General features: G+C 65.7%; 12 protein-coding genes and 1 pseudogene. 4 read left to right on the top strand and 9 right to left on the bottom strand.

Annotation, left to right across the window (positions count from 1 at the left end):
- Window positions 1–201: IclR family transcriptional regulator domain-containing protein (locus tag AC5Y7V_RS31090; protein ID WP_286144118.1), on the top strand; the 201-nt coding region annotated here is incomplete at its 5' end.
- A gap of 24 nt (window positions 202–225) precedes the next feature.
- Window positions 226–696: a hypothetical protein gene (locus tag AC5Y7V_RS31085; protein WP_047040856.1), complete on the top strand. Its 471-nt coding sequence runs from the start codon at window positions 226–228 to the stop codon at window positions 694–696.
- Between the two features lie 224 nt (window positions 697–920).
- Here AC5Y7V_RS31085 and AC5Y7V_RS31080 read toward each other — a convergent pair whose 3' ends face one another.
- The 7 genes from AC5Y7V_RS31080 to pcaH form a co-directional block, all read right to left on the bottom strand.
- Entirely contained in the window at window positions 921–1,409 is a 489-nt protein-coding gene (locus AC5Y7V_RS31080; protein ID WP_047040871.1) for a cupin domain-containing protein, read from the bottom strand.
- A 71-nt stretch (window positions 1,410–1,480) separates the two neighbouring features.
- Window positions 1,481–2,170, bottom strand: coding sequence for a 3-oxoacid CoA-transferase subunit B (locus tag AC5Y7V_RS31075; RefSeq protein ID WP_047040853.1), 690 nt, complete (start codon window positions 2,168–2,170; stop codon window positions 1,481–1,483).
- On the bottom strand, window positions 2,167–2,865 hold the full coding sequence (locus AC5Y7V_RS31070) for a 3-oxoacid CoA-transferase subunit A (protein ID WP_047040851.1): 699 nt from the start codon (window positions 2,863–2,865) through the stop codon (window positions 2,167–2,169). Before AC5Y7V_RS31070 ends, AC5Y7V_RS31075 begins: the two co-directional genes overlap by 4 nt.
- A complete protein-coding gene (pcaDC, locus tag AC5Y7V_RS31065; protein ID WP_047040849.1) occupies window positions 2,862–4,043 on the bottom strand; it encodes a bifunctional 3-oxoadipate enol-lactonase/4-carboxymuconolactone decarboxylase PcaDC in 1,182 nt (393 codons plus the stop codon). Before pcaDC ends, AC5Y7V_RS31070 begins: the two co-directional genes overlap by 4 nt.
- Entirely contained in the window at window positions 4,040–5,245 is a 1,206-nt protein-coding gene (locus tag AC5Y7V_RS31060) for a lyase family protein (protein ID WP_043416463.1), read from the bottom strand. The genes pcaDC and AC5Y7V_RS31060 overlap by 4 nt, the downstream gene beginning before the upstream one ends.
- The gene (gene pcaG, locus AC5Y7V_RS31055; protein WP_043416462.1) at window positions 5,242–5,811 is read right to left on the bottom strand and encodes a protocatechuate 3,4-dioxygenase subunit alpha; all 570 of its coding nucleotides are present in this window, start codon (window positions 5,809–5,811) and stop codon (window positions 5,242–5,244) included. The genes AC5Y7V_RS31060 and pcaG overlap by 4 nt, the downstream gene beginning before the upstream one ends.
- On the bottom strand, window positions 5,811–6,608 hold the full coding sequence (pcaH, locus tag AC5Y7V_RS31050; RefSeq protein ID WP_043416460.1) for a protocatechuate 3,4-dioxygenase subunit beta: 798 nt from the start codon (window positions 6,606–6,608) through the stop codon (window positions 5,811–5,813). The genes pcaG and pcaH overlap by 1 nt, the downstream gene beginning before the upstream one ends.
- Window positions 6,609–6,678: 70 nt before the next feature.
- Here pcaH and AC5Y7V_RS31045 point away from each other — a divergent pair, with 70 nt between their 5' ends.
- Window positions 6,679–7,428, top strand: coding sequence for an IclR family transcriptional regulator (locus AC5Y7V_RS31045; RefSeq protein ID WP_047040843.1), 750 nt, complete (start codon window positions 6,679–6,681; stop codon window positions 7,426–7,428).
- Window positions 7,429–7,719: 291 nt separating this feature from the next.
- Here AC5Y7V_RS31045 and AC5Y7V_RS31040 read toward each other — a convergent pair.
- A pseudogene (locus AC5Y7V_RS31040) lies at window positions 7,720–8,972 on the bottom strand (IS256 family transposase).
- On the opposite strand from AC5Y7V_RS31040, the gene AC5Y7V_RS31035 reads away from it, so the two are divergent.
- Window positions 8,862–9,101 (top strand): hypothetical protein, encoded by a 240-nt coding sequence (locus tag AC5Y7V_RS31035; protein ID WP_224866092.1) that lies wholly within the window; start codon window positions 8,862–8,864, stop codon window positions 9,099–9,101. The pseudogene AC5Y7V_RS31040 and the gene AC5Y7V_RS31035 sit on opposite strands and share 111 nt — an antisense overlap.
- 222 nt (window positions 9,102–9,323) lie before the next feature.
- On the opposite strand, the gene AC5Y7V_RS31030 is transcribed toward AC5Y7V_RS31035, so the two are convergent.
- Window positions 9,324–10,052: transposase (locus tag AC5Y7V_RS31030; RefSeq protein ID WP_047040869.1), on the bottom strand; the 729-nt coding region annotated here is incomplete at its 5' end.

The following is a 10,052-nucleotide window of genomic DNA, read 5'->3' as shown; positions in this document are numbered from 1 at the left end:
AAGAGCGGTTTCGCGACCAGTAGGGAGGAAAGCGAAGAAGGTGTCGCATCCGTTGCTGTCGCCATACCTGCAAGAGGTCCCGACGTGAGGCTGGCACTAAATGCATCAGCGCCGAGCTATCGGTTACGGCCATCACATGTCCGCAAAGTAGCTGGCATCATCGGCGAAGCTGCCGCAGAGCTTGCTACTAAGCTGGTCTAACTACATTGGCAAAGGAGATGTTCTGTGTCGAGTACCCCCGACCTGCCGGCGTTCGTTTCGACGATCGATGACTACCTGCGCTTAGAACAGCGCCACTCGCCGGCCGAGCAAATGTTCGCAACCGTCCTCACAGACGACTTCGAAATCGGCTTTCGCGGCGGCCACCAATGGAAGGGACTCAATGGTCTGCGGTTGTATCTCACGCAGCGGGACGGGATTTTCGACGAACGCCTCGAACTGCGTCAAGTACTTTCCTACGTTCCGGTGCAGGAGGATGTCATCGAGCTGACGACACGACTCGAGTTCTTCTTCCGTCGCTGGAGAGCTCCTTCGCCGGTCAGCGAAGAATTCACCGGTGCGGCCTTTCACACGTGGCTGATCCGCATTGTCGACCATGAGACCCGCGTGGCCCGGGTGGTTATCGATGGATTTGCAAATCTCAACGACAACGCCAGGGCGGCGTTTGCTATCCCAGATGAAGGGTTCGACGAATAACGCATGTGACCGCATCGTGATCACTTTGCGCTTTACTCGCACAACCCGTGGGCCGACAACACGGGTGCAGATCAGGCCGCCTGCTTCGCCGGGAGACGCCGCGGCCACGAAAGTTGCAGGGCGGCTGGACATTAGCGCCGTGGATGGGTTGACCGGCCGCCGTGTGTTTGACCGCCGTCGTCAAGCGCCCTTCGAAGCGATTACCTTGACAATTTCTCCACTGCTTACGTGTCGCCGACGCCGAAAGCCTCGGCGAAGCTAACGTTGCCCCTGGTTTCCCTCTGGGTTGCGTCCACGGCAGCCAGGAGGCGGGAGTTCTCGATGACTATCATCTCGACGTCCTGTTGGTCATCTGCATAGTGGCGATGCCATACCCACGGCGGCGTATACACGAAGTCGCCTGCGCTCCACGTTACGCGTTGATCGCCAATCTCCGACCAGCCCGAGCCATGTCGCACGAAGTGAACTGACTCGTGTACGTGTCGATGAAGGTCACTGCCCGCACCGGCGGGGATCTTCTGCAGGAAGAACTCAATGGAGCGGGCGGGTATCCGCAGAAGCAATCCAATTTCTGATGGGCTTCCGGTCTGGATCCAGTGTGCCTCGGTGGAGTTCACGACGAGGTGCTCCTCGGTCACGTGCTGGGTGTCGCGATCCCCTGCGCGCGCCATACTTTCGGCGAAATCGGCTAGCTCGTCACGGGATAGGGTCATCAATCCACTCCTCTGGGAATTTCGTCGCTGAGCGAGCATGGAGTCACTTTTCGGCGACCCAAGCGCCAGGGTCACGACAGAGCTATGTGCAAGCGCTTCTCGAGCGCGGCGATACTGATGGCGAAGGTCTCGAGTACGCGCACGCGTCCGTCTCCGGCGTTGTCGATGTCGAAGATCGCGTACTCGGTATACAGCCGGCTGACGCACCGAAGCCCGGTCAGCGGGTAACTGCACTCCGGAACCAACTTCGCGGTCCTGTCCTTGCCGAACAGCGTCATCATCACGAATACGCGCTTCGCTCCGATGGCGAGATCCATCGCACCCCCGACCGCGGGAATGGCGTCCGGTGCTCCGGTGTGCCAGTTGGCGAGGTCTCCACGCTCGCTGACCTGAAACGCCCCGAGCACACACACGTCGAGATGGCCGCCGCGCATCATGGCGAAGGAGTCGGCGTGGTGGAAGTAGGACGCCCCAGGGGTTTCGGTGACCGGAACCTTGCCTGCATTGGTGAGATCCGGGTCAATGGCGTCTCCTGTCGCGGCGCCTCCCATGCCGAGCATGCCGTTCTCGGTGTGCAGCACCACCTCGGCGGCGGGGTCGAGGTAGTCGGCGACCATCGTGGGCTGGCCGATGCCGAGATTGACGTACGACCCAGGTGCGATGTCGCGGGCGATCATCGCGGCGATCTCCCCGCGGTCCAACGGGCCACGGTCGAGATGCTCGACACGACGCCGTGTCCTTGCATCGAGCGTTCCCGTCACGAGGCGGCCTCGGTGCGGGCGGCGGGAATCGAGGACAGGTCGAGGATGCGGTCGACGAAGATACCCGGCGTCACGACCGTCTCGGGGTCGATGCCTCCGGTCTCGACGACGCGGGAGACCTCAACGACGGTCAGCGTGGCGGCGGTCGCCATGACCGGACCGAAGTTGCGAGCAGTCTTGCGGTACAACAGGTTTCCGGCCCGGTCGGCCAGGTGTGCTGCGATGAGTGCGACGTCGCCGCGGATCGGATACTCCAGCACGTAGTCGCGGCCGTCGATCGTGCGGATCTCCTTGCCCGAGGCGAGCGGGGTGCCGACACCGGTCGGGCAGAAGAACGCGCCAATGCCCGCGCCTGCCGCTCTGATCCGCTCGGCCAGGTTGCCCTGCGGGACCACTTCGAGGTCGACCATGCCGTCCCGGTAGAGCCTGTCGAACACGTACGAATCGGCCTGTCGGGGGAAGGAACAAATGACCTTCGCGACCCGACCGGCAGCCAGCAGCGCGGCCAGACCGGTGTCGCCGTTGCCCGCGTTGTTGCTGACGATGGTGAGCTCGGCGGCGCCCTGTTCGATGATCGCATCGATGAGTGTGGTGGGCATGCCCGCCATGCCGAATCCGCCGACGAGAATTGTGGCGCCGTCAGCGATTCCGGCGACGGCTTCGTGGGCGGCGGCGCAGACGGCGGTGCGGCTCATGACGACGCCCGCTCGTCCTCGTCGAATTCCGGCAATACCTCGGCGGCGATGCGAAACGCGGAGTTGGCGTCGGGGACGCCACAGTAGATGGCAGTCTGCATCAGCAGCTCCTTGATCTCGTCGTTGCTCAAACCGTTCCGGCGGGCCGCTCGCAGGTGCATCGCCAGTTCCTCGCGGTGCCCGCGCGCGACCAGCGCCGTCAGGGTGATCATCGAGCGGCTGCGAAGGTCTAGACCTGGGCGTGTCCAGATGGTTCCCCAGGCGTACTGGGTGATCAGGTGCTGGAAATCGGCGGTCATGTCGGTGGTACCGGCGATTGCCCGGTCGACGTGCCCGTCGCCGAGCACCTGGCGCCGTATCGCCATTCCCGCGCGACACACATCCTCGACGGTCCTAGTCGCAGGCTGCGGAATACCCACCTGCTCTGCGATGAGGCCGGCGACCCGGTCCGGGGCTTCGGCGGGTGCCAGGTGGCCGACACCGTCGAGCACTACGAGGTCACCGTCCTGGACACCGGAGGCGATGCGCCGCAATGACTCCGGCGGTGTGGGCACGTCGGCGCTGCCTGCCACGGCCAGGACGGGAGTGACGATCTCGCGCAATCGGTCGGAGACGTCGAATGCCGCGAGGGCCTCGCAGGCCTGCGCATAGGACTCCGGATCGGTGTGGCTGAGGGTGTCCAGCAGCGCCGCGCCGACACCTGGTTGCCGGTCGACGAAGCCCGGCGCGAACCACCGCTGGGCCGCGCCCGAGAGTAAGGTTTCGACGCCCTCGGCGCGGACGGTGGCGGCGCGCTCGAGCCAGCCAGCTGGGGTGCCGATCAACGCACCGGTGCCCAGTAGGGTCGCCGAGTCCACCCGTTGCGGCGCGTCGAGCATCAGCTGCAGACCGACACAGCCACCGAGCGAATCACCGGCGTAGTGGAAGGTCTCGGCGTGCATGTCGTCGGCGAGTGCCAGCACGGCGACCGCGAGTTCGGCGATCGTGAAGGGCTCGCCAGGACCGCCTCGACCGTGACCGGGTAGGTCCCACCCGACGACGCGGGCGTGCGCACTCAGCCATCCAGCCGCAGCGCTCCACAGCGTGGCTGCCGAGGTACCCAGTGAAGGCCCCAGCACGAGGACAGGCGCACCGTCGGGTCCGCCGAAGTCGATTGTGGCCAAGGCCGGAATGGTCATGACGCAGACTTGATGAAGCGGCGGGCCCGACTCAAGGTCGAATCGATCAGCCGATCGGCGGCACCGGTGTAGTCGGGCCGTGCTGGGCTACCGGTCAACTCGGTCATTGCACGTTGTTCGGTGAGCAGCCCGCCCGCGTCGGCCAGGTTCGCGGCCGCCCGCGCCGTGTCCACCTGCAACCCGGAGAGCAGTTCGGAGGCTTGGATGGCCGCCACGACGGTGTGGCGGGCGAGCGTGCGCAGTGTGGCCCATTCGGCGTGCCACGCGCCGTCGGAGCGCTCGTCGACACTCGCTCCTGCGGCCAGGTGCAGGGTGGCGCCCAAGGTGCCCGCGGTGAGCGCGGTGCGCCGGATCAACACAGAGCGGACGGGATTGTTCTTGTGCGGCATCGTCGATGAGCCGCCACCAGTCCCCTCGGCCAGCTCGCCGACCTCGGGCCGGCTACCGGTCGCGATGTCGGCGGCGATGTGCCCCCAGGCGTCGCAGCAGCTCACCAACGCATCCCCGATGCGGGTGATCGCCGAGCGGGTGGTGTGCCAGGGCGGAGCCGGCGCCAGCCGCAGTGCGCCGGCGAGCGCGTCGCTCAACGCGATGGCGCCGTCCACCGAACCGGTCAATTCGGTAGCCGCCGCCAGCGTTCCCACCGCGCCACCGACCTGCACCGGCAGCGAGGGCAGCAGCCCGGTCAGCGGTTCGGCGGCGTCCAGTATGCCGGTAAGCCAACGTGCCATCTTGGCGCCGAAGGTGCTTGGTAGGGCGGCCTGGGTCAGGGTACGCGCGAGTGTTGGTGTGCTCCGGTGCCTCTCAGCGAGCTCGGACAGCGCCCGGACTTGGACGGTGAACTCGTCGCCGATGCGCATGAGGACATCACGGGCGCAGATGACGAGCGCTGTGTCGACGACGTCCTGACTGGTTAGCCCGCGGTGTAACCAGCGGGCTGTCGCCGCCGTTGAGCGCTCACGCAACAACGTGACCAGAGCGCTGACGGGGCTGCCGTCGGTGGCGGCGCGGCGGGCGATCGACTCGGTGTCGGCGTCGGCGATGAGGTCTGCCAAGCTGGCACGCGCCTCTTGCGGTGCGATACCGGCGTCGACGAGGCTGTCCAGCCACGCCCGTTCCACGGCCACCATGGCCTCGAGGAATGCGGGGCCGCTCATCAGGTCGCCTGCGAGGTCGTCGCCCGGCCAGAAGAGGTCAGTCATCGCTGGTGTCCCGCGTAGCGCAGGAAGACCGTCTCGGGTTTGCCTGGCGCGTCCTGCAATTGGATGTCGAAGCGTAGTCCGGCGCCCTCGCGGGTGGCGATGAGCGTGTCGCGACGCTCGGGCGGCAGGGACGCCAGCAGTGGATCGCCGGCCAGCTGCCCCCCGGGCACGTAGGCGCGGGTGAACAGCCGGTTGAGCAGCCCGCGGGCGAACACGGTGATCAGAAAGAACGGTGCCGCACCGGGATCGCAGGGACCTGGGATGACGGTGGAAAAGTTGTACCGTCCGCCATCGTCGGTGCCGGCGCGGCCCCACCCAGTGAAGGTCCAGCCGTCCCGGTGTAGCGAGCCGGTGGACGTGGGGATGGTGCCGTCGGCGTTTGCCTGCCAGATCTCAAGTAGGGCGTCGGGAACAGGCTGGCCGTCACCATCGAGGACCAAGCCGGAAAGCTGGACGGCACCCGGTGAGCCGGCCGGAACCAGCTGGTCGCACCGGTCGAACGGGAGTGCGTAACCGAAAAAGGGTCCGACGGTCTGCCCCGGGGTGGCGGTGAGCAGGGTATTCATCAGTGTTCGCTTCCGCGGTGGGGATCCTCGGTCGGAGTGCGCGTCGCGCCGGTGAGGATGATGTCCCACCGGTATCCGGTGGCCCATTCGTGGGTGGTGACGTCGTGGTCGTAGTTGGCAATCAGTCGGTCTCGGGCCTTTCGGTCGGTGATCGACTGATAGATCGGGTCCAGCGCGAACAACGGGTCGCCGGGGAAGTACATCTGGGTGATCAGCCGTTGCGTGAATTCCGTTCCGAACACCGAGAAGTGGATGTGGGCTGGGCGCCAAGCGTTGCGGTGGTTCCTCCACGGATACGGCCCTGGCTTGATCGTGGTGAAGCGGTAGCTTCCGTCGTCATCGGTCAGGCAGCGGCCGACGCCGGTGAAGTTGGGGTCGATCGCGGACGGGTGCTGATCACGCTTGTGGATGTAGCGACCGCCGGCGTTGGCCTGCCAGATCTCGACGAGTTGACGTCGCACCGGCCGTCCGTCGCCGTCGACCACCCGGCCGGTCACCACTATCCGTTCGCCGATGGGTTCGCCTGAGTGCTGGATGGTGAGGTCCGATTCAAGCGGATGCACGTCGCGTTCGGAAAAGCAGGGCGTCCACAGCTCGACGCCCTCCGGGTCAGCGTGGTGTAGGTCCTTCGTGGGATGACGCAGCAGGCTGCTGCGGTAGGGCGCGTAGCCGAGCCGCGGCTGCGTCTCCTCGATGCCAGCGCGCTGATACTCGGACTCGATCGCCTCGATCTCCGCGCTGATCGCCTGCTGCCTCGGCAACCCGCCGTCGGGATCGGGGTCGATCACTGCTGTCATAGCCTTGACACTATTGGCTCCTCGGCGACTGACCTACGCTAGATTACCACTGAGCGGAAAGGATCCGTGAGTGGCGGGAAATACCTCAACGCCCGGCACCAGCGTCGCTTCTCGTTTGCTGCGCATGGTCGCCGCCTTCGATGAGTGGCACCGGACACTGACGCTGTCCGAACTGGCGGGTAGGGCCAGCCTGCCGATGGCCACGGCCCACCGGCTGGCTGCCGAACTGGTTGCGGGCGGGGCGTTGCAGCGCCGCACGGACGGTCGTTTCGAGGTCGGCCGACTGATGTGGAGCGCTGGGCTGCTCGCCCCGGTCGGAGGCGGATTACGGCAGGTCGCAGAGCCGTTCTTGCACGATGTCTACGCGGCAACGCTCGCCACCGTGCACCTCGCGGTACGCGACGGCAACGAAGTATTGTACCTCGAGCGGATGATGGGTAGGGCATCCGTGCCGATCGTTAGCACCGTCGGCAGCAGGTTGCCGATGCACTGCACCGGCGTCGGCAAGGTGCTGTTGGCGCACGCGCCACGCGAAGTCCAGGATCAGGTGTTTGCCAATCTGACTCCGATTACTCCCTACACAATCACCCAGCCTGCGGTGCTGTCCCGACAGTTGGAGGGGGTGCGGCGCGAGGGGTTGGCTACCACCGTGGAAGAGATGTCGCTAGGCGCCTGTTCACTGGCCGTGCCGATCGTCCGGCAGTCCGACGACGCTGTGGTGGCCGCGATCGCCGTCGTAGTTCCGTCGTTGAAGCGAGGTCGCCAGCGACTGCTCGGCGCCCTGCAGGTGGCTGCCCGCGGCATCGTCCGGCTGCTGTGACCCACGGGCCGCCGCAGCAGCGATCGCTGTGCTGTCGGGCGGCTTCTGACAAAACGCGACACCGTCGCTAGCCGTCGAAAAAGTGGTGACTGCCATGACATCTGGCGCGAATCGGAGTCCGCGCCGCGGTGGAGGGATAGACGCGACCGATCCCCCAGTTGAAGCTGAGAAAGCATCAGCAAAGGGTCCGCCGTTCAACGATCAGCGGCGGAATCCATCCTGCCCACCTCGCACTCTCACCTCGCGAATCGTCACTTGGAGGAATTGTCAATACCTGTGGATCGGGGTGTTTCAGGCGACCTCCGTTCCGGCGTCCTGATCGTCGTCTGAGGGCGGTGTTGGTGGGGTGATGTCGGTGGGGCGTTCGAGCAGTTTGCCTTTGTGGAAGACCGCGCCGGCGCGGACCAGGGCGACCAGGTGCGGGGCGTTGACGGCGCGCCAGCGGGCCGAGGCGGCGTCGATCAGCTTGTAGGCCATCGCTAGTCCGGCCGTTCGCGATCCCGGGCCTTTTGTCACCTTGGTCCGAAGTCGCACTGTGGCGAAGGTGCTTTCGATCGGGTTCGTCGTGCGCAGGTGGATCCAATGTTCGGCCGGGTACTTGAAGAACTCCAGCAGCACATCGAGGTCGTCGGTGATCTTGGCGACCGCCTTGGGGTACTTGGCGCCGAAATCGACCTCGAAGGCCTTGACCGCGAGCTGGGCCTTGTCGATATCCTCGGCGTTGTAGATCTCCTTGAGTGCCGCCAGGGCCGACGGGTGTGCTGATTTCGGCAGTGCGGCAAGAACATTGGCTTGCTTGTGGAACCAGCAGCGCTGCTCTTTGGTGGCCGGGAACACCTCACGGACCGCTTTCCAGAACCCGAGTGCACCGTCACCGACGGCGAGCACGGGGCGGTCATGCCGCGCCGTTTGCAGTCGCGCAGCAGATCGGCCCACGACTCGGCCGATTCACGGTAGCCGTCGCTGATCGCCACCAGCTCCTTGCGGCCGTCAGCGCGCACACCGAGCATCACCAGCAGACACAGCTTTTCCTGGTCCAGGCGGACCTTGAGGGGGATGCCGTCGACCCACAGGTAGACATAGTCGCTGCCCGACAGATCGCGACGACCGAACGCGGCGGCCTCATCTTGCCACTGCGACGTGAGCCGGGTGATCGTCGATGCCGACAACCCGGCACCGGAGCCGAGGAACTGCTCCAGGGCCGGGGTGAAATCGCTGCTCGACAACCCGTGCAGGTACAACAGCGGCAACACCTCGGACATCTGCGGGGACTTGCGCGCCCAGGCCGGCAGGATCGCCGAGGAGAACCGCTTGCGTTCACCAGTGTCGGGATCGACACGTTTGTCGTTGACCCGCGGGGCCCTCACCTGCACCGCACCGGCTGCGGTCAGCACCTCGCGCGGCTGGTGGTAGCCGTTGCGGACCACCAATCGGTGGCCGTTGTCATCGCGCTGGTCAGCGAACTGCGCCACGTAGGCGGCGACCTCGGCCTGCAACGCCGCGGCCAGCATCTGCCGAGCGCCATCACGGACAATCTCATCCAACAACGACCGACCAGCACCACTGTCGGTGTTGTCGTTGGCCTCCGCGCCGTCGTGAACTACGGTGAGCATGGGCGTACCTTCCCAACCAGCGCGCCAACGCCGGTCTTGATCGAATACCTGATTCCGTGATGATCATCCTCGGGAAGGTGCGCTCATTTTCACGCCCCCACGCCGAGGCTCATCCACAGGTTCTGATCATTCCTCTCACTAAGCCTGATTCCACCGACCGACGGTGTGGTGGCCGGTTGAGCTGATGGTCTTGATCCGGGCTGGTGGTGGGCATGACGAGGCCGCTGGTCTGTCCAGCTTTTCCTGTCGGGTTCCTGGTTGTCGGGTCGGGTGGTCGGTGGTTCAGGCGCTGGATCGGTGGCCGATGGTGTTGTGCCACAGGGTCATCCATGCTGGTTCGGCGGGCCAGTGCCGGGGTAGGTGCAGGATCGGTCGTCGTTGGGGTCGGGCCAGACGAGCCGGGATATTGACCAGGTGACGGCGCAGGGTCGCCCCGCGCGCGGTGCGGTGACGGGTCCCGGCCAGGGTCGCGGTGGCGCGCAGCAGATTGTGGGCGATCGCGGCGCAGACGGCCCAGGCACTGTTGGCGCCGAAGCGCCCGGAGGGAATGTGGGCCAAGGGGCCGTCGATGAGGTCGGCGAAGGTGGTTTCGATGATGGCGTGGCGGCGGTGGGTGATGTCGGCGTCGGTGGCCGACTCGGTGGTGTTGGTGAAAAACGGGTGATACCGCCAGATCGGGAACAGCCCGTCTTGGGGTTGGTTGGCGTCTTTGACCCGGCGCACGATCAGCCGGGCGGTGACCGCCTCATAGGTGCCGGTTTTGGCCATGGTGTAGACGGCTTCAGCGACTTCGGCATCAGAGATCCAGGCCCCGGTCTCGCGATCGAGCACCGCACCCGGGTATTTCACCGGGGTCCAGGCGTTCTCGGGAATGCTGTCGATGGCGCGTTGCACCGCGGCGTTGCGGGTCAGCACCAGCGAGAACACCGCCCCGTAGCGGCGGCATACCCGGATCACCGCCCGCGATCCATAGGCGCTGTCACCGCGCACGATGATCTGCCCGGTGACGCC

Source organism: Mycobacterium sp. NGS34 (assembly GCF_059812845.1).
Note: the sequence above shows the minus strand (reverse complement) of the source record. Positions and strands in the feature narration are given on the sequence as shown.